This window comes from Methanobacterium aggregans, assembly GCF_017874455.1.
In the GTDB taxonomy this organism is placed as follows: domain Archaea; phylum Methanobacteriota; class Methanobacteria; order Methanobacteriales; family Methanobacteriaceae; genus Methanobacterium_C; species Methanobacterium_C aggregans.
In genome coordinates this window covers 34695-54349 of the sequence record NZ_JAGGLN010000008.1, presented here as the reverse complement: position 1 = coordinate 54349, position 19655 = coordinate 34695, and the positions used below count along the sequence as shown (strand labels likewise).

Annotated in this window: 24 protein-coding genes; 12 read left to right on the top strand and 12 right to left on the bottom strand. The window is 37.7% G+C overall.

All coding sequences use genetic code 11. The annotated features are described in order from the left end of the window. Positions 1 to 52: 52 nt before the first annotated feature. A complete protein-coding gene (acs, locus tag J2756_RS10730; protein WP_209585455.1) occupies positions 53 to 2194 on the bottom strand; it encodes an acetate--CoA ligase alpha subunit in 2142 nt (713 codons plus the stop codon). 481 nt (positions 2195 to 2675) lie between these two features. Between acs and J2756_RS10725 the strand changes: the two genes are divergently transcribed. From J2756_RS10725 to J2756_RS10675, 11 genes are all read left to right on the top strand, one after another. Further along, positions 2676 to 3215 (top strand): class I SAM-dependent methyltransferase, encoded by a 540-nt coding sequence (locus tag J2756_RS10725; RefSeq protein WP_209585454.1) that lies wholly within the window; start codon positions 2676 to 2678, stop codon positions 3213 to 3215. Between the two features lie 22 nt (positions 3216 to 3237). Continuing rightward, on the top strand, positions 3238 to 4032 hold the full coding sequence (locus tag J2756_RS10720) for a 2-amino-3,7-dideoxy-D-threo-hept-6-ulosonate synthase (RefSeq protein WP_209585453.1): 795 nt from the start codon (positions 3238 to 3240) through the stop codon (positions 4030 to 4032). A gap of 40 nt (positions 4033 to 4072) precedes the next feature. After that, a complete protein-coding gene (locus tag J2756_RS10715; protein WP_209585452.1) occupies positions 4073 to 5197 on the top strand; it encodes a 3-dehydroquinate synthase II in 1125 nt (374 codons plus the stop codon). Between the two features lie 179 nt (positions 5198 to 5376). After that, positions 5377 to 6318 (top strand): hypothetical protein, encoded by a 942-nt coding sequence (locus J2756_RS10710; RefSeq protein WP_209585451.1) that lies wholly within the window; start codon positions 5377 to 5379, stop codon positions 6316 to 6318. Positions 6319 to 6324: 6 nt separating this feature from the next. Next, positions 6325 to 6873: an RNA 2',3'-cyclic phosphodiesterase gene (gene thpR / locus J2756_RS10705; protein WP_209585450.1), complete on the top strand. Its 549-nt coding sequence runs from the start codon at positions 6325 to 6327 to the stop codon at positions 6871 to 6873. An 82-nt stretch (positions 6874 to 6955) separates the two neighbouring features. Continuing rightward, a complete protein-coding gene (gene cca / locus J2756_RS10700) occupies positions 6956 to 8338 on the top strand; it encodes a CCA tRNA nucleotidyltransferase (protein ID WP_209585449.1) in 1383 nt (460 codons plus the stop codon). A gap of 254 nt (positions 8339 to 8592) precedes the next feature. After that, the gene (locus J2756_RS10695; protein WP_245316046.1) at positions 8593 to 8952 is read left to right on the top strand and encodes an ArsR/SmtB family transcription factor; all 360 of its coding nucleotides are present in this window, start codon (positions 8593 to 8595) and stop codon (positions 8950 to 8952) included. A 27-nt stretch (positions 8953 to 8979) separates the two neighbouring features. After that, positions 8980 to 9372 carry a putative zinc-binding protein gene (locus J2756_RS10690; RefSeq protein WP_209585448.1) on the top strand — a complete coding sequence of 131 codons (393 nt, stop codon included), beginning with the start codon at positions 8980 to 8982 and terminating at the stop codon, positions 9370 to 9372. Continuing rightward, complete coding sequence (locus J2756_RS10685; protein WP_209585447.1) at positions 9359 to 9553, top strand: hypothetical protein; 195 nt, start codon at positions 9359 to 9361, stop codon at positions 9551 to 9553. Before J2756_RS10690 ends, J2756_RS10685 begins: the two co-directional genes overlap by 14 nt. A 34-nt stretch (positions 9554 to 9587) precedes the next feature. Further along, complete coding sequence (locus J2756_RS10680) at positions 9588 to 10508, top strand: ATP-binding cassette domain-containing protein (protein WP_209585446.1); 921 nt, start codon at positions 9588 to 9590, stop codon at positions 10506 to 10508. Further along, positions 10508 to 11260, top strand: coding sequence for an ABC transporter permease (locus J2756_RS10675; protein WP_209585445.1), 753 nt, complete (start codon positions 10508 to 10510; stop codon positions 11258 to 11260). The genes J2756_RS10680 and J2756_RS10675 overlap by 1 nt, the downstream gene beginning before the upstream one ends. 80 nt (positions 11261 to 11340) lie before the next feature. On the opposite strand, the gene J2756_RS10670 is transcribed toward J2756_RS10675, so the two are convergent. Next, complete coding sequence (locus J2756_RS10670; RefSeq protein WP_209585444.1) at positions 11341 to 12036, bottom strand: DUF166 domain-containing protein; 696 nt, start codon at positions 12034 to 12036, stop codon at positions 11341 to 11343. Positions 12037 to 12129: 93 nt separating this feature from the next. Between J2756_RS10670 and J2756_RS10665 the strand changes: the two genes are divergently transcribed. Further along, positions 12130 to 12483: an ArsR/SmtB family transcription factor gene (locus J2756_RS10665; protein ID WP_209585443.1), complete on the top strand. Its 354-nt coding sequence runs from the start codon at positions 12130 to 12132 to the stop codon at positions 12481 to 12483. Positions 12484 to 12678: 195 nt separating this feature from the next. On the opposite strand, the gene J2756_RS10660 is transcribed toward J2756_RS10665, so the two are convergent. From J2756_RS10660 to J2756_RS10615, 10 genes are all read right to left on the bottom strand, one after another. Beyond that, positions 12679 to 13143 carry a DUF2703 domain-containing protein gene (locus J2756_RS10660; protein WP_245316048.1) on the bottom strand — a complete coding sequence of 155 codons (465 nt, stop codon included), beginning with the start codon at positions 13141 to 13143 and terminating at the stop codon, positions 12679 to 12681. Positions 13144 to 13257: 114 nt separating this feature from the next. Beyond that, entirely contained in the window at positions 13258 to 14538 is a 1281-nt protein-coding gene (locus tag J2756_RS10655) for a 4Fe-4S binding protein (RefSeq protein ID WP_209585441.1), read from the bottom strand. A 95-nt stretch (positions 14539 to 14633) separates the two neighbouring features. After that, the gene (locus tag J2756_RS10650; RefSeq protein WP_209585440.1) at positions 14634 to 14945 is read right to left on the bottom strand and encodes an ATP-binding protein; all 312 of its coding nucleotides are present in this window, start codon (positions 14943 to 14945) and stop codon (positions 14634 to 14636) included. An 18-nt stretch (positions 14946 to 14963) separates the two neighbouring features. Beyond that, a complete protein-coding gene (locus J2756_RS10645) occupies positions 14964 to 15731 on the bottom strand; it encodes a DUF169 domain-containing protein (protein WP_209585439.1) in 768 nt (255 codons plus the stop codon). 219 nt (positions 15732 to 15950) lie between these two features. Beyond that, the gene (locus J2756_RS10640; RefSeq protein ID WP_209585438.1) at positions 15951 to 16565 is read right to left on the bottom strand and encodes a (Fe-S)-binding protein; all 615 of its coding nucleotides are present in this window, start codon (positions 16563 to 16565) and stop codon (positions 15951 to 15953) included. 12 nt (positions 16566 to 16577) lie between these two features. Next, entirely contained in the window at positions 16578 to 16931 is a 354-nt protein-coding gene (locus tag J2756_RS10635) for a DsrE family protein (RefSeq protein ID WP_209585437.1), read from the bottom strand. Between the two features lies 1 nt (position 16932). After that, the gene (locus J2756_RS10630; protein WP_209585436.1) at positions 16933 to 17313 is read right to left on the bottom strand and encodes a DsrE/DsrF/TusD sulfur relay family protein; all 381 of its coding nucleotides are present in this window, start codon (positions 17311 to 17313) and stop codon (positions 16933 to 16935) included. A gap of 47 nt (positions 17314 to 17360) precedes the next feature. Further along, positions 17361 to 17684 carry a sulfurtransferase complex subunit TusB gene (tusB, locus tag J2756_RS10625; RefSeq protein ID WP_209585435.1) on the bottom strand — a complete coding sequence of 108 codons (324 nt, stop codon included), beginning with the start codon at positions 17682 to 17684 and terminating at the stop codon, positions 17361 to 17363. A 128-nt stretch (positions 17685 to 17812) separates the two neighbouring features. After that, positions 17813 to 19159, bottom strand: a complete 1347-nt coding sequence (locus tag J2756_RS10620; RefSeq protein ID WP_209585434.1) for a 4Fe-4S binding protein — start codon at positions 19157 to 19159, stop codon at positions 17813 to 17815. A gap of 48 nt (positions 19160 to 19207) precedes the next feature. Then, the gene (locus J2756_RS10615; protein WP_245316045.1) at positions 19208 to 19558 is read right to left on the bottom strand and encodes an ArsR/SmtB family transcription factor; all 351 of its coding nucleotides are present in this window, start codon (positions 19556 to 19558) and stop codon (positions 19208 to 19210) included. Positions 19559 to 19655 lie beyond the last annotated feature (97 nt).

Below are 19655 nucleotides of genomic sequence, written 5' to 3'. Positions count from 1 at the left end.
GATTAATATACCAGATCAATCCCTATAAGTGATCCAATTTATATCAAAGACCTTAATGGGATGATTTCAATTTCATTGATCTCTCAGAAGGCTGTAAAAGGTCGTTAGATTTGCCTTCTTTCAACATCAACCTCATATCAACAGCTAATGCTCCTTTTCCTTCATCAAATACCATCAATGGGTTGATTTCAAATTCGTTGATCTCTGGGAAGTCTGTGACGAGCTGTGAAATTCTTAGTATTATGTCCAGAATGGATTCAATATCCTTTGCACTATCTCCCCTTGCACCTTCAAGGAGTTCATGAGTTTTGATTCCACTTATCATATCCTCGGCGTCCATTTCATTTACAGGTGCAATTGCGAATTTAACGTCTTTCAACACTTCAACGTATATACCGCCCAGTCCGAACATGAGCATTGGGCCGAAGGCAGGGTCCTGAACCATACCTATGATAACCTCCATACCACCTGAAAGCATTTGCTGTAGTTGAACACCTTCAAGGTTGGCTTCAGGTTCTTTCTTAGGTATGTTTTCCATCATATCCTCGTAAGCTGTCCTGACTTCCTCTGCACTCGTGAGGTTGAGTTTGATTCCACCAACATCAGATTTATGTGAGATCTGTGGAGAAACAATTTTCATAACCAGGGGATATCCAATTTCCTCAGCAGCTTTTACTGTATCTTCAACTGTTGTTGTGATGGCAGTGCCCACTGTTGGAATTCCATAGGCCTTCAGTATATCAAATGATTCAAGACCAAGGGTGTGCATACCCTTTTCCTTAGCATCTTCAATTATGTTTTTAACTGCAACCTTATCAACGTTGAATTCCTGAGCTTTAGGATATTCCTGATCCTTGATGATGCTGTAATCGTAGAGTTTCTTCATGCTTTTTACAGCCCGTTTAGGGTACAGGTAATTGGGTATCTGTTTTTCTGCTAGAAGTTTTTCTGCACCTTCAAAGCTGGTTCCTCCAAAGAAACTGCACAGAATTGGTTTTTCAGATTTCTGAGCGTGTTCAATTGCAACGTTGGCAATTCCCTCAGCATCGGTAACTGATTGTGGTGTTACCAGGTAGATCACTCCATCCACGTTGGGATCCTCTAAAACAGTGTCAAGGGCAAATGCATATCTCTCTGGACTTGCATCCCCCAGTACATCAACTGGGTTTTTAACACTTGCAGTTTCAGGTAATCCATCCTTCAACTTTTGCCTGGTCTCACAGGTGAGCTGAGCAAGTTCAAGACCAGTTTTTATTGCAACGTCTGTGGTCATAATTGCAGGACCACCTGCATTTGTGAGTATGGCTATTCTATTTCCCTTTGGAAGTGGGGATAATGCCAGGGCACTACTGTAATCCATGAGCTCGTCAAGGGAATTTACACGTATGATTCCGCACTGGGAGAATGCTGCTTCATATGCAGAGTCAGAACCAGCGATTGTACCTGTATGGGAGGAAACTGCTTCAGATCCCTTGGATGTTCTTCCAGATTTTATAACGAGAACAGGTTTTTTCTTTGAAGCTTTTTTACTGGCTTCTATGAAACCCGGACCATCAACGATACCTTCAAGGTAGGCTGTTATAACGTTGGTGTTTTTATCTTCCATGAAGTCCTTCATGCAATCGTTTTCATTGATGACTGCCTTGTTTCCAAGACTGACGATTCTGGAAAATCCTATATTCTTTTTATCAGCATAATCAAGAATAGCAGCCATTATGGCTCCGGACTGAGTCATGAATGATATTTTACCTTTATGAGCAATATCAGAAGAAAAAGATGCATTCATATCGTTGTAAGTATTCATTATACCCAAACAGTTAGGACCAACGAGTTTTATACCGTATTTTTTGCATATCTCCACCAGCTGGTTCTCAAGTCTGGCTCCCTCTTCATCAACTTCTTTGAATCCGGCTGAGATCACTACGATATTTTTTATTCCAGTTTCTCCACATTCTTCAACTGTTGCTGGGATTATATGGGATGGTATGGTTATAACTGCAAGATCTACAGGACCATGTTCCTTTATGGAGGTATACGCGGGAATTCCGTGTATTTTACCACCTTTAGGATTCACCGGGACAATTTTTCCCTTGTAGTAATTCAAAAGGGACTTCATAATATCGTATCCGATTTTACCCTTTGTCTCCGATGCACCTATCACTGCAACTGATTTTGCATTGAACATATCACGCATGTCTATCACCTCTTATATGAGTTATCCAAATTTTATCTAATTTTTTTTTGAGATTGAATATAAAAATCAGTACAAACATGAAATACTAATTCATCATGTTTATTCATTATATTAATACGTAATTATTTTAATTATAGCAAAGTAGTAAATAAACTTTTCTTTTAGCCTGTACAATAGATTTTTTTCTTTACAAACGTCATTAAACAATTGAAATTTTATGTTATTATCACATTGATTAACGTTGTGATAATCTAATTGAAATGGAAATAATATATAAAGATGGTTGTTACTTTCATAAAAAATAATTTAAAGCTGAAGCATAAATTAATAAAAACCGATATAAATGTAATTTAACTTATTGCAATGGTAATCCCATTAGTAAATGATTAGAACCATAAAAAAGAAACTCATAATCAAAAGAGTGCCCTTTTAAATTCTTTTATAACAAAAAGGTGGTACTATACAAGATTTGAGGCCTCGTATGATAAAGATAGTTTACGATATCAAAGTTTATAGGGAAGTATTAAGAGATATTATACAAGCAGATGATGTGGTTGTGGAGCTTGGATGCCACGTTGGTAACTCCACAAGGATCATCTCAAAACTCAACAAGGATGGAAAAATATTTGCCCTTGACAACAGTCCAGAGGCAGTCAAGCCAATGGAATCACTTGAAAAAGAAAATCCAAACCTTGAATTCACCAAAGCCGATGTCAGGCTCCATGAAACACTGGAAGCTGTGGCTGAGAAAATCAGGGAAGTTGGACGGTGTGACCTTTTATCCGTGGATCTTGGAGGGGGATACCATCCCGACACAGTTTTCAAGGTCTTTTTCATATGGTCGTCAACTTTAAAACCCAAAAATACCATAATAAGAAACAGAGGACTTTTAGATTTCGTTCATTCATCTTCAACAGATGAGGTGATAAAATCTCGTGAGGGATGGCTGGAATCATCTGGAAATGATGGAATCCCACCAAGGTTGAAGGAATTCAAACTTTGGTCTTCAAAAATCAACTAAGAGTGTTTATAGGAGTGTTTTCATGATAGGTAAAAGAATCAGGATTGAAAGGATACTGAACAGAAAAACAGGAAGATGTGTAATAGTACCAATGGACCACGGAGTATCTGTAGGCCCAATCCCTGGAATTATTGACATGACCGACACGATAGATGAAGTTGCAAGCGGCGGAGCAAACGCAGTTCTCATGCACAAAGGAATGGTTGGATGCGGCCACAGAGGATATGGAAGAGATATAGGTCTTATAATACACCTTTCAGCAAGTACATCCCTGGGACTTGACCCTGACAACAAGGTGCTTGTAACATCCGTTGAAAAAGCCCTTAAAATAGGTGCAGATGCAGTATCAGTTCATGTGAACATTGGATCAGAAAAAGAACCTGAAATGCTCATGAAGCTTGGAAGCATTTCAGAGATATGTGACAACTGGGGAATGCCCCTCATAGCCATGATGTACCCACGCGGACAGAACATCACAAACGAACACGATGTTGAGGTTGTTAAACTCGCTGCAAGGGCCGGAGCAGAACTCGGTGCAGATATCATAAAAACCAACTACACAGGAGACCCTGATACCTTCAAAGAGGTTATTGATGGATGTCCAGTTCCAGTTGTAATAGCAGGCGGTCCAATGGTTGAAACAGACCGTGAACTTCTTGAAATGGTTAAAAACTCAGTTGATGTTGGTGGAGCAGGAGTTGCAATTGGAAGAAATGTATTCCAGGCCAGATCACCACAAAAAACAACAATGGCAATTGCAGGAATAGTTCACAACAATTTAGATGTTGATGAAGCCCTTAAAATATTAAATGGGTAACAGAGTTCATTTTTTTTAAGCTCAAGGGAAGGTTAAACTCATGAAATTCGCATGGATAATGGTTGAGGGTACAAACTGGGACAGGAAAAAGGAAGCAATAACAACGGCCCTGGAATCAGGCACGGATCACATCGTTGACTTCACAGATGTTGAAAAGATTCAAAAACTTGGAAACGTTACAATCATCTCTGATGTTGAAGGCGCAGATATAGTTCTTGTTGGAAGGAATGGAGAGGGTGATGGAACCCTTATAATACCCACGGACCTGTCAGAATCAAAGGATCTTGCAGCAATATCAAGCCTTAAAAGAAAGGGGAAAAAAGTAGCTGCATACGTGGAAATAACAAGTAAAAAACATGAAGAACTCGCATCTTACCTGGGAAGAACTGCAGACTACCTCATACTCCTTGGAAAGGATTGGACAGTCATACCTCTTGAAAATATCATAGCAGACCTTCAAAAAGAAGATGTGAAACTCATAGCAGCAGTTTCAGATTATGATGAAGCCAAGGTGGCACTTGAAACACTTGAATACGGTACAGATGGAGTACTCCTCTGTCCAAGAGATATCTCCCAGATAAAAAAGGTTTCAGAACTCATTGAAAAAATAGACTCTGAGAGCTACCAGCTGAAACCTGCAACTGTAACACGGGTTGAACCTGTTGGTTCCGGTGACAGGGTATGTGTTGACACATGCTCCATGATGACCCCTGGTGAAGGAATGCTCATTGGATCCTACTCCAAGGGAATGTTCCTTGTACACAGTGAATCACTGGAAAGTGAATACGTTGCATCAAGACCATTCAGAGTCAATGCAGGACCTGTACACGCCTATGTCATGACCCCAGGTAACAGAACACGCTACCTCTCTGAAATAGAAACAGGCGATGAGGTTTTAACAGTTGATAAGGATGGAAACACCAAAACAACAGTTGTTGGACGGGTTAAAATCGAGAAAAGACCTTTGATGCTTATTGAGGCAGAGTACGATGGAATAGTACTTAAAACCATCCTTCAGAATGCAGAAACAATAAGGCTTGTTGGAGAAGATGGAAAACCAATATCCGTTGCAGACCTTAAAACAGGTGACAAGGTCATGGTTTACCTTGACAAAAATGCAAGGCACTTTGGAATGGCAATAGATGAAACCATAATTGAGAAGTAAATCCAATTAAACGCACCATGTAAAGATGTCCGTAACAAATCACAGGGCACTGAAAGGTGTGTTTCACTGGATTAACCTTATTTCACCTTCAAATATTTTTTAAAACGCATTTAAAGTCTTTGAATTATTATTTAAAATCTTTAAGAAATTAAACTTTAAAAGTTCTGGAGGTTTTATGGTTGTCAGGGTACGATGTTGAGCTGATAGATCCTGAAAAAAAGGAAGAATTCTTTCTTGAACTTGTGGATATGGTTAAATTCGAGAGAAAAGCCAACATCCATGGGGCCTGTGTTAAACTCTTAACAGACAACTCCAGTTTTAAGGAGGAATGGGAAGACAACTTCAAATTCATGAACGAAGATATAAGACCCCACACCAAGATTTTCTCAGTTGAAGACGGTGGTGACCTCCAGGTTTTCTATGAACCCATTTCAAAGGCCTGCATAATCAAAAACTGCAACTACTATGGCTGGATAAAAAGCATAGCCCTTGCAGCTATTTCTGACTTCTTTGAGGATTACCACTCCATACACAGAAGATACTCAGTTCACGGTTCTGTTGTTGACTACAAAGGTCATGCAATGGCAATAATTGGCCCACCAGGCACTGGAAAAACCACCATGACCTATGGACTGCTTCAGGATGATTACTTCAACTACATATCAGATGACTGGTTTTTCACACGCCTATTTGACAATGCAGTGGTTGTATACTCCTCAGAAAAGAATTCCTACATAAGGGATGATATCGCAGAGGTATGGGCAGAATTTTCAAAGGAAATAGAGGAAGTTAAACTCGATTCTAAGGGGAGGGGTATTGCAGATGTGAACACCCTGTTCAACGGCCGCATAAGGGAGAGTTCAACGCTTCAAACAGTTGTACTCCTTGAGAGAAATCCTGGAAATCCTCCGTTCAGAAAATTAACTCCTGAAGAGGCACTGGAATTCATGGTTTTAAATGATTTCTGCAATCCCCACCAGCTCATTCGTGATGGGAGAAAATTCAATCTCAGACGGAATTTCTTCATGGACCTGTTCTCAAAACTCCAGGTTTACCTTCTAAACACTGTGGAAACACCAGAAGAAAGTCTCAGTAGAATAAAAGATCTTGCAACAAGGTGATATAATATGAGAGCTTTTTTAGCTGTGGATGTGAATAAGGAACTCTTAGAAAAAATAGGTGAAGTTCAGAAGCAACTTGCCAAGGCAGAAGCCCCTATTAAGTTTGTTGAACCAGAAAACCTGCATTTTACCTTCAAATTCTTTGGAGATATCTCCAGGGAAAAGGCAGATGAAATAGTAGGAATGCTATCAGAGAAAACCAAAAACTACCATCCATTTGAAGTCTCACTCAAAGGAGTGGGTGTTTTCCCACATTTGGGTTACATAAGGGTTGTATGGATTGGTGTTGAAGATCCAGACCAGTTTTCAAAGATGCAGATGGATTTCGATGGGGAGTTCATCAAGATGGGATTTAAAAAGGAGAGGAGCTACATTCCACACCTCACAATAGGCAGGGTGAAGGGAGCACAAAACAAAGAAGCCCTGGTTTCAGTAATAAATGAACTTGAAACTGTTGAAATCGGAAAAACCACCATAAAAAATCTGGTTCTCAAAGAAAGCGAACTAACACCAGCAGGGCCAATATACACGGATGTTAAAGATTTCCAACTATAAAAATAAAAAAAATTAAGCAATAAACAGTACATCCTTAAAGATCAGGGGATCAGTGAATTTCAGTTGATTACAGGTGACTAATTTGGCAGATATAAACTTCGACAGGATTCTGGAGGATATAAAACCCACAGAAACCGAAAAAAAGAGGGTAATGGAATTATCAGACGAGCTCATAAAAAATCTCAATGAAACTGCATCCCGCAAAGGTGCAGAAGCAGAAGCAGTTCTTGTAGGGTCTGTTGCAAAATCAACATGGCTTGCAGGCAAGGCAGACATAGACATATTCATGGAATTTTCTCTGGATACAGATGAGTCCTACCTTAAAAGATGCGGACTCAAACTCGGCCACAACTGCATAGAAACCATGGGAGGCACAGCTGAAGAACGATACGCATCACATCCATACGTTACAGGCACCATAGAAGGGTACGAAGTAGATTTTGTGCCCTGCTATTTCATAGAGGATGCCTCCCAGCTTAAATCTGCAGTGGACAGAACCATACTCCACACCCAGTACATCAAAAAACACCTGGACAAGAAGCAGGAAGATGAAGTTCTCCTACTCAAACGCTTCATGGAATGCGTTGGCACCTACGGATCAGAGTTCAAGGTGGGGGGATTTTCAGGCTACCTCTGCGAACTCATGGTACTTGAATACGGAACCTTCATGGGAGTTTTAGGGGCAGCATCCAGTTCCTGGAGGTACGGTCAGATAGTTGACCTTGAAAACCATGGTACAGCAGAACTTTTCAAGGATCCACTGGTTGCAGTTGACCCTGTGGACAAAAACAGGAACGTTGCAGCAGCACTGAACCTTCAGAAGATGTCAGATTTTATTGTTGCATCTGAAAACTTCCTCAAAAACCCTTCAGAGAGATACTTCTATCCAAAGGATCTGGAGTTCCATTCAGAATCAGTGAAAAAGGAATTTTTGAAGAGGGGTACAAAAACGTTTATCTTAACATTCAGACCCCCTGATATTCCTGCAGATGCTGTTTACCCCCAGATCAGGAAGACTGAGAAATCCATTGTGAAGGTTGCAGAAAGCCATGGATTCACAGTTACAGGAAGTGACTCCTGGACAGATGAGGATGATGAAGCCATGATACTGGTTGAATTTGAAACCTGGAAGCTCCCAACTATGAGGAAACATTCAGGTCCTCAGATATGGTTTAAAGAACACCAGGAACGCTTCTTAGAGAAATATTCTGGTAAAGCATGGGTTGAAGGTGACAGATGGGTAGTTGAGGTTCCAAGAACCTATGAATCTGTTGAAGCATTCTTTGAGGGTGTTCTAACCCCAAATAAAATAGGTTACCTCAGATTTGGTAAGCACGTAAAGACTGAGATCCTCAAAGAACACCAGCTTCTTGACATCAACGAGCTTCTGGAATCCCAGTGTGATGGTGAAGTTTTAAGGTTCCTTTACCTTTACCTGAATAAGAATGAGCTTCTCTGGAGGTAATTTTTTAAAATCTTCGTAATATTTCATCTATTTTATATCAATGGATTTTTATTTAACTTTATTTTTAATAATCATTCGTTATTTCCATTTTTTTCTTAAACTTCTGATATTTCGATAAATTTATATGCCACTTAATCATATTTATTTATATATCTACATATTTGGATATATGAATAATTGAAGATCATGAATGAGATAGGGATATTGGATTAATGGTGGAATGGCCAACAATTTTCTAGGTGGGGGTTGATTCTTTGGATGATCCTACAAGGATATGTAAAGCTAGAGAATTATGTCTGGATTCTGAAGATATAAAAAAATTAGGGGATATTGTGCAGAATTTGGATGGTAATGGTGAATTATATACTAAATCCAAAAGTTTTAGAGCACTTTCAGACTCTACGCGCCTTAAGATACTGTATCTTTTGAAACATGGAGATTTATATGTTTGTGAAATAATCACAGCCCTAAATAAACCTCAATCCACAGTATCCTATCACTTAAACGTTTTGAAGAACGCTGATTTTATAAAATCCCATAAAGAAGGAATTTGGATAAAATATGGGCTTAAAAATCATGATATAATCAGAATTATTGAAATGATAACAGAATGAACCATTAAAATCTGAGGAGGAAATGAAATGGAAAAAGATAAAGTCGCACTTGCAGCATGCAGTGGAATGAGTCCTTACGGCCTTGTAAGTAGAGTAGCATCTACAGACACAGCTTCAGAAACTGATAACACCATATCCATATGTATGGGTGCAACTTCTGCAGATAGGCAGGGATTCAGAGAGTTAATAAGAAAATATCCAATCCTGGCAATAAACGGCTGTGAAAGTAACTGTGTAAACAAGATAATGAAGCAAAAGGGTGTTGAAGTTGCCAAAACCATAAATGTAATGGAAGAACTGGAAAAAACAGATTATAAACCCAACGATGTTTCAAGGCTGGATGATGAAGGCGAAATCTGTGTTGAAATAATTAAAGAGAAGGTAAAGGAAAAATTAGGTGAAATCCATGACAAAAGATGATGATAAAGCATTTGAAGCAGAAATAAAAGCTAAATACAGTGGGGGAACCTGTCCGTGTCAAACAGGATTCACTGAAAAAAAGAAATCCTCACTCAGAGAGGTTGTATGTAAAAAATGCGGCGCTGTATTTAAGACCAACAGAGACACTGAATACTGTTGGAAATGTGATACAAAGAAATAATTAACCTTATCTAATAAAAACGGGGTATTGGTTCATGAAGATTGTTGAAGTTCAGAATCTCACCAAGGTTTACCATGGTTTCACTGCAGTTGATCATATCAATTTTGAGGTCAATGAAGGGGAGATCTTTGGATTTTTAGGACCCAACGGTGCTGGTAAAACCACAACATGGAGAATGTTAACGGGCATAATAAATCCTGATGAAGGAGAAGCCCATATTTTAGGCTACAACATTCAAAATGAACCATTGAAGGTGAAACAGCATTTTGGTGTGGTTCCTGAAACATCCAATGCCTACGTGGATCTGTCTGCATGGCAGAACATCATCTTAATGGCAGAACTATATGGAATACCCAAAAAAGATGCTGAAACTCGTGCAAAAAATCTTCTAGATAAATTAGGGCTCTACGAAAGGAAAGATCAGAAAGTTAAAGGCTTTTCCAAGGGCATGAAGCAGAGGCTGATACTCTGCATGGCCCTGATAAACGATCCAACCCTGCTATTTCTTGATGAACCCACAAGCGGCCTTGACGTCCAGAGCAGACGCCTCATAAAGGACATACTTCAGGAACTATCAGGGGAAGGAAAAACCATCTTCCTCACAACCCATGACATGGAGGAAGCAAACCAGCTCTGTGAAAGGGTTGCAATCATCAACAGGGGCAAAATTGCAACAATTGACAGGCCAGAAACCCTTAAAAACAGGATCAAAAAGTTAAACTCTGTTGAAATAAGTTTTGATAGAAGCATAAACATCCAGGAATTTTCAGAAATTTCAGATGCTGCTGAAGTAAAGATGGAAGGTGATAAGTTCAGGATCTACACAAAGAACATCAACGATCTCATCCTATCATTAACCCACTTTGCAGAGGAACGTGGATTGAAGATAATGACCATGAACACCCTGTTACCCTCACTTGAAGAAGTTTTCATTGAACTCACTGGAGGTTCCTAATGTTTCAGGAAACTTTAGACCAGTTGAAGCGTTCCCTGGGAATCATGAAGAAGGACATACGAATCTATTATTTGAAGGGTCCTGTAATCATATTTGGAGTGCTCATACCCCTATTCCTGTTTCTGGCATTTTTAACCGGCAGCAGGAATTTGCCCATTGAATTCCTGGTTTCTGGTCTTATATCAATGACCATTCTCTTCACAGCCACATCTGTATCCCCTGTGATCATGCCATGGGAAGCACAGATGAACACCCTTGAAAGGCTGGCCTCCTGTCCAGTATCCATCTCAACCATTCTAATGGGGGACATGATGGCATCCTTCATATTTGGGGTTGGAGTAACCTCAGTACCCGTAGCAATAGGACTGATCCTTGGGGTGGGTGTGATCCATCCCTTTGTCCTTGCAATGGGAATCTTTGTGGCTGCAGTGTGTTTTTCATTCCTGGGCCTTTTGATGTCAACCATTCCAACCAACGCACCCTCAAACGTCATGATGCTATCAACCATGGTGAAGTTTCCCCTGGTCTTTATAAGCGGCATATTCATCCCAGTAGAGAACATGCCCTACTGGGGTAAGGTCGTTGCATCCCTCTCTCCCCTAACCTACTTCACAGATCTAACCCGGTACTCACTCCAGGGATCCCACCACTATCCACTGACAGTTGATTTCGCAGTTCTTCTCCTCTTCACAGTTTTATTCTTCTATCTAGCTGTAAAACTGCATAAAAAGACTTTGCCAATGCGAATATGAAAAAAAGGGATGTTGAAACTCAGATTATTTTTTATTTTAAATATAATACAAAAAAAAGTTGATTATGGAAGGGTTTTTAATCACATCTTTATTTCCCTGTTCTCCAAACCCCTCTTTGCAAATGCAGCTGCCTCCTCAAAGGCATCCCTGTGAAATCCAGATGCCATGGTTTTTTTACATTCATCATCAGAAAAAAGCCTTATCTTGGATGATCTGCAGGGGTAATGCTGCAGTTTGAGCCCAGCTTCAACTGGAAGTTCCTCAGTTAATGTTTTGTTCAGATATTCCTCCTTTATGTACTCTGCAACGAAGGCAGTTGATCCGCAGGGTGATGACCTTAAAACTGTTACATCCTTGAGTTTATTACCATCGAGCTTCAGGTCAACTTTAGGCTTTCCAATTTTTGACACGAATTCATCGAATATTGGATTTCCATTTTCTTCAAGTTCGCACATTACGTAGGGACATGTAACATTTCCATGGGATTCTAACTGGTTTTTAAATCCATCCCCCTTCCATGCAGCAACTATCACCCAGTCCACCTTACTGTGGAGGTTATCCACCAGCTCCAAGGTGAGGTCTGGATGTGTTGTGTAGGTTATGAGGATGTTGGCATTTTCAAGAAGCTTTAAATCCCTTTCAGGCACATCTATCTCATCAAGGAACATTGACGACGGCTGTTCCAGCTCTATAAAAGCCGTGTTGAACATTTCATTCATTGTTTCAAAGGCCCTGTCACCGTAGGGACCATCTGTAACCACTGCAACTTTTAACATTTCTTTTACACCTCTAAACTCCCTACTAATTTCACATTAGTAACTAATGAAGTATCTATATATTTAAATATATCAGTGCTGATAGTTGATACCATGAAATCATGCCAGACAAATGGGAACAAACCCACCTGTGAACAGATTAAAAACCTCAAAAAGATCCTGTCTGAAATACCAGATGACGATGAAATATATAAAAGTTCTGAAGCAATAAAGGCACTTGCAGACCCCACGAGACTGAAAATAGTCTACCTCCTGAAGCAAGGGGAACTTTGTGTCTGTGAAATAATGGAAGCCCTTGAAAAACCCCAGGCAACCGTTTCCCACCATCTGAACATCCTGAAAAATGCAGGATTCCTAAAATGGCACAAAGAAGGTGTGTGGGTACATTACAGGCTTTCCAATGAGATGATTCCAGGTAACATAGATGAACTCATCAAAAACAGATGAAAAGACTTCATAGGCATTATTGGATATTAATCCCTATTCAATAGATTTAATAATTTTTTAACTACTCTAAAGTCTTAAAATAAAAAAGAATTAAATATTAATCCTTAAATTCTAATTTGCCTTCCTTTATTAATGCTTTTTGGATGTTTGTCCATAGTTTGTCTTTTTTGTAAAGTTCACGAAGGTTTTCTTTATCTATTTTGGGCAGCAATTATCTTCAGGATCTTTTGGTGCAGTTCCACAACAAGATTCCTTTGTCTTAGCTTCAACTAGTTGTGTGGCTGCAAGAAGTCCTGCTTTAATTACTAATTCCGCAGGGATTGTTTCGTAGACTTCTCCTTCTACTCCAATCGTTCTACAATCTGAGTTACAGACTTCACAACATGGGCTTTCTCCAACTTCTCCTCCAATCCAATTTTCCAATGGTCGTTCATTGATCAGAATTTGATTAGATTGTAATGGGTCTTTTTTGAATTCCACAACAGATAGCACATTCTTTTCTAGAACGACTTTTATTCCAAGTGGATTGAGGGATTTTTCGAGTGTTAACACTGCATTTTCAACTTCCTCTTCCGTTGATCCACATCGTGGACATGTTTCTCCCGCATCTACAAGCCTTTGCCACCTGATTTTTAGAGTTTTTCTATTGGTTTCATTCATTTTCACTTTTTTCTCCCCCATATCATTTTTTTAATGTATTAAGGAACTTTATTTTCTAAAAAAGGTCAATTATTATGAAAACCCTATTTCTCTATTCTTGGGTTAAAATATGATTTAACAGCAACATCCGCCTCCACCCAGGCTAAGACCTAACCTGTTTAAAAAGGCCATGTATCCCTTATCAATTAGCTGTGTTTGGCTTATAAATCCGTAAACCTTTATTTTTCCAGAAGAAAGCATATCCATGAATTTTATGGAAGCTGTGTCATTCAATATTTCTTTAATGTCCTTCTCATCAATAAGGAACATTAAATCAGCTACAGGACGTTCTAACTCCTCTAATTCTTTTATACTCACATTTAGATCATGGTCTGCTTTTTCTAAAAGAATTAATTTTTCCTCGTTTTGGGCCATTGATATGGCGATAGTGGCACCATTAACTAATCCTGCGAACATTTGAGAGTTTTTTTCTGCCCAGTTACTCCATAATTCTGGTTTAAATTTTTTATTCTGTTTTTCCTTTAATTTGGCGTTCATTTTGTCAAATTTATTTTTAACATGCGCGTATCCCTTTTCATCAAATGGACATGCTTCTATACAGTAGGTACAACCCTGACTGCAGCCTATACATTGTTTTCGTACAAATTCAACTTCTTTACCACCGCAACATGTTTCTTTTTCTATTAAAGCTTCATGAGGACATGCTTTTACACATTTACCGCATTTTTCACAGTACTCTGGTATCCAAGCATGTTCATTTTCATCTTTCATTGGCAGATTAGCTATACTAACTGTTATGGCTGAAATTTTTAATCTTGAACCTAATTCTGGTGTTATCAGAAGGCCATTGTTTCCAATAAATCCTAAACCTGCTTTTTGAGCAAGTGAAGACAGTTTTACTATACTATCATAAGAATGGGCGATCTCTGTTGCATAACCTTTTTCTCTAAGATAGTCAGAGAGCATATAAGTAAGGTGGCCTGTTTTTTCATAAGCTAAATCATTTAATCTCTGTGCTTCTTCGCCAGGAGGAGTTTCAATGATCTCTTTATTCATTTCAATGGTTAGTACAATAGTATTTGTATACTGCATGAATTTATTTTTAGTTAATAAGTCAGGAGTAAGTTGTGTATATCCTACACTTTTAAAACCTAATGAATATGCATAGTTTTCAAATTCTTTAAAGAACTCATAGTCAGCTATGAACTTAGGCTTATTGGGATTATTTTTAGTGGATGTATCTGGATATTTAAAGCCCCCACATCCACAACCGCATTCTTCATCTTCTTCTAGATCAGTATCTTCAGATCCGCAACAACTTTCTGTGCTTTTTTCTTTAATTGGCACTTCTTTTGATTCTGCATCTCCGCAACATCCTTTTTTATCGTTTGCCATGATTTTACCCCATTATTTGGTTATAATAAAAATTTTCAGTATTTAATTTATAATATCACGTCAAATCAATTAAAAAAAATAATTTAAGGGTTTAATTAGTCGGTTACTTCTAATCTACCTTCCTCTGTTAATTCTTTTTTGACTTTTGCCCATATTCCCTCTTTTTTGTAAAGTTCGCGAAGTGCTTCTTTATCTGGGAATGAGATTGCCTTTCCCTGGCAGAGGGTTGCACAGGTTGTGCAGCCAACAACACATTTGTAGGGGTTGGCCACTATTGGCACGTCTCCAGTCCATTTGTAAACCTTCTGACCGCAGTTCATGCACATTCCACATTTAACACATTTTTCAGAGTCTATAGTTGGGTACCATTCAATTTTTTCCCTTGGGTATTCAGCAAACCATGCCATGTTTTATTCCTCCACTTTTTAACAACTTTTTACCTCAACATCTTTCCCTTCTAGAAGAGAAAGTGCTCCCTTTGAACGGGATCTGGGTATTGCTTTTTTACCTAAATATTTTAAATGTTCAATAATTTCTGGAAGCATGGATCCTGGAAATCCCATTACGGCTTCATGTTCGCCTAAATCTGTGGCATCTCTGCAGCCGTAACATCCATATACAAAGTTTAAGCGTTGACTGAGGAATGGAATGATTGTTGCATCAACACATGTTGCCTGCAGTATTGCAGTGGAACTTTGTATTCTCTCCCCACCCGTAGCATGTAGATAAGCAAGAGCAATCCACATGAGTTTCTCAGGATCATCTTCCACAATGACAATATCTGGAATATATTCTGCCTGGTTTAATGGAAAAATATGTAAATATTGGATCTGTCCAGATTTTAATTTAGACATACCTTCAAACATTTTTTTTCCAACTGCAGGGTCTGATACTATGCCAAATCCTATAAGACCCTTTCCAGATTCAAGTTTTTCTGGTAAAGGACGGAATCCGAAAGCTGAGGCAGCAGCAGGGCATGAAATTTCTTCACCAGTTAAAATAACGTTTGCACCGTTTCTGGCTTTCATTAAAGCTTGACAATATCTGTGTTTTTCGAGTATTTCTGCACCTTCTGGTTTTTGTTCACTATCTTCTAAGAATCTAACTCCAACTGGCGAACTACCAAGATTTAGAATGGATATCATTTCCTTGCTTATTGCTTTGATTTTATCTGTATCTTTAGTATTTTTCATGGTTTCTTTCATCTAACCGCCTCACATATACCCTTTTCCAGATCGAAAGTGTCTAAAAAAAATCTTAAGTACTACCTTGCCTTTAGTACTACACTTTTCATAGGACTGCCTTCTACAACTATATTCATATATTCAAATATATAAATATATTGATTTATGAGTATTCTTATATTCAAATGTATCAATATAACCTTTAAAAAAAATAGTAATATTCTATAATTATTTACTCCATCCAAGAGTTTTCATCAACTGTTCTCCAAGTAAATCTCTTAAACTTTCAACACAAGCCTTATTTTTACTTTCAGATAATGGAGAACACTGATCAATTTTAGAGTCCCCAGACAGCAATTTTATTGCAAATGCTAAACAAGTGGCTTCTCCACATTTTTCACAATTTGTCTTTGGTAGACAATTGTAAATTGCAATAGGGCCAATTTTTGATAATTTTTGAAATAAATCATCACCTACAGGACCGCCACGTTGAGATTCAACATAGGATTCATTAATTTTACCCATATATCCACTTATTATTTCAACTGCCTCTTCTTTATCCCTTGTATTATTCAAGGTGATTTTACCTGAGGGATAAAAGGTAATTATGCGATCGTAGTCAGAAAGTGTAAGAATTTTTTTATGTTTGATGAAGTTAACTTTTCCTGGAGGAAATTTAGACACAAGTGTAGGTATCACATTTCCATCTAAAGATGAATCAAGCTGCATTGAAAGCCGGATTCTACCTTTAGTTGCAAGACAAGGCAAAATTTTTTTAATTGAAACACTATTTACAAGTGCACCATCTTCAAAAACATCGTATTTAATTTCATCCATTTCCATTGAAACAACCCCCTAAATAGTAATTACGTTACTTTTAGATTTAACTATCTCATAAAGAGCGTTATCATCAACAATTTCAACTATATCAATTAAATCAGGATAATCCAAACCACGTTGAATTAAAGAATTTATATGAACAAATATTTTACCTTGTGGAAAAATGGAATACATCAGTTCAGCGATATTAGGATAATTTATGGTTGATTCTGAATTTTGATTATCCAGTGCAGCATAAACTCCATCATCAAGTAAGAGTATATCTGCATCAAATTCTTTATCTAAACAGGCAATTACAACGTATAAAGCACCTAAAGCATTTTCACGTCCATAAGGAGCTTTATTTAGAAGAACCAATATTGAATCCATCCTATCCTCCCAAAGTAATCACTTTATCTGTTTTCCCTACCCATTCTGCAAGGTCGTAGACACTTGTTATTTCTATTCCATCGATATATTGTGATTTATCCATATAACCCCTTGCAGCAGCACATCTTATGCATGCTTTTACTTCGCAACCTTTTTTGATTAATTCTTCAAAAAGCATGGAAATATTTGGAAGTGCCCGTGGATCGTTGTCTTTTCTAGGTATATGCACACTTTCCATGTATAAAAATATTTTAACAGCACAACCATTTCCTAAAGCGCTTTTTGCTATGTTATAACCAATATCCGCATACTCTGAAACATAAGATCCATCCAATAACACAATGATCAATGTGTTACCATACGATTCAACATCCAAGCCCATAGTATCATCTAACCCTATTTCATATTTTTAAATGCAATTAATGTATTCTAAAAACTTAAAACTTGATCAAAATTTTCCATAACATCTATTACCATTTTATCATATTGATAAAAGGGGATTATTCCTTCTATCAACTCTTCTTCTTTAATTCCCCTTGCTTCAAGATCATTATTCTTTGCATAAATTTTTGAACCTTGAAGAAGCTTCGTTAGTTTGTCCGATGCAACATGGTTTTTTCTTGCACAGTAAACACCATTTCCTACAAGATAAATCGAGATCTGGTTTTTAAAAAGGTATAAACATGCGAATTTAAAAAACGTATCAAAACCCTGTTCTGAAGGAGATTTTGTTAATATAAATCCAACATGCATATTCATCACTTAAATTCCTTATTTGATTATCTATTCTCTCTCTTTTTTGGCAATCTGGGCAGATATATAGATATTCATTGTTTTGAATACCCTATCACAAACTTTCACATATTCAAAAAAATGAAAATTTAACAGCAACATCCGCCTCCACCCAGGCTAAGACCTAACCTGTTTAAAAAGGCCATGTATCCCTTATCAATTAGCTGTGTTTGGCTTATAAATCCATAAACCTTTATTTTTCCAGAAGAAAGCATATCCATGAATTTTATAGAAGCTGTGTCATTCAATATTTCTTTAATGTCCTTCTCATCAATAAGGAACATTAAATCAGCTACAGGACGTTCTAACTCCTCTAATTCTTTTATACTCACATTTAGATCATGGTCTGCTTTTTCTAAAAGAATTAATTTTTCCTCGTTTTGGGCCATTGATATGGCGATAGTGGCACCATTAACTAAGCCAGCGAACATTTGAGAGTTTTGTTCTGCCCAGTTACTCCATAATTCTGGTTTAAATTTCTTATTCTGTTTTTCCTTTAATTTGGCGTTCATTTTGTCAAATTTATTTTTAACATGCGCGTATCCCTTTTCATCAAATGGACATGCTTCTATACAGTAAGTACAACCCTGACTGCAGCCTATACAAACCTTTTGTATAAATTCAACCTCTTTGCCACCACAGCAAGTCTCTTTTTCTATCAATGCTTTTTCAGGGCAGGCTTTAATACATTTACCGCATTTCTCACAGTACTCTGATATCCATGCATGTTCATTCTCATCTTTTATTGGTAAATTAGCTATACTAACGAATATTGCAGAAATTTTTTGTCTTGGACCTATTTCAGGGGTTATTAAAAGGCCACTTTGTCCTATAAATCCTAAACCTGCTTTTTGACCAAGTGCAGAGAATTTTACAACACCTCCATACGGGTGGGCAACTTCGGTTGCATAACCATTCTGTCTGAGATAATCAGAGAGTTCATAGGTTAAGTTACCTAACTTTGCATAATGTGCATCATTCAATTCCTGAGTTTTGTCTCCAGGGGGTGTTTCAATTAGTTCCTTACTCATTTCCATGGTCAATACAATGACATTGGGATACTGTATAAATTTATCCTTAATTAACAATTCAGGGGTAAGTTGTGTGTATCCTATACTTTTAACACCTTTAGAATGCGCAAGGTCTTCAAATTCCTTAATAAACTTATCATCAGCTATGACTTTGGGCTTATCTGGATTGTTTATAAGTGATTCATCTGGATATTCTGTAGCTCCACAACCACAACCACATCCAGCATCCTCTTCTAAATCATCATTACCAGATCCGCAGCCACAGTCCGGGGCTACTTCTGGTTTTTCAGTGTTTTTTGCAGTTGATTCATCTCCACAACAACAGTTTCTATTTTCTTCTGAATTTTTTAGTGGTTCTTCTTCATATCCGGTACCTTCACAGCATCCTTTTTTATCATTTACCATAATTTTTATCTCCCTATACAATTTATCCTTAGAATTTAGCTTTATTATTCATTTAACTACATTAATTTTTTCCAGTGTATCTTTTGGGTTGAAAAAATCTATTAATTTCACAATTTCTGGTTTTGAGAGCGTGTAATAAATCCAAATTCCTTCTTTGCGAGGTTTTATAAGATCTGTGTTTTTAAGTATGCTCAAGTGATGAGATAATGTTGATTGAGGTTTTTCAAGTATACTCCTAATTTCACAAACACATAGATCACCCTTTTGCAGTAGGTACAGTATTTGAATTCTTGTAGGGTCAGAAAGGGCCTTGAATACTTTTGTTATACTGGACAAAGTATCCTCGTTATCTATTTCAGATAATATTGCCCTGAATTTTTCCACATCCTCTATATACAAACGACATCTGCCTTTAGTAACACACTCTTTCATAAGACCCCTTCTTGAAATTATATTCATATATTGAAATATATAAATATGTTGATTTAAAAAATGA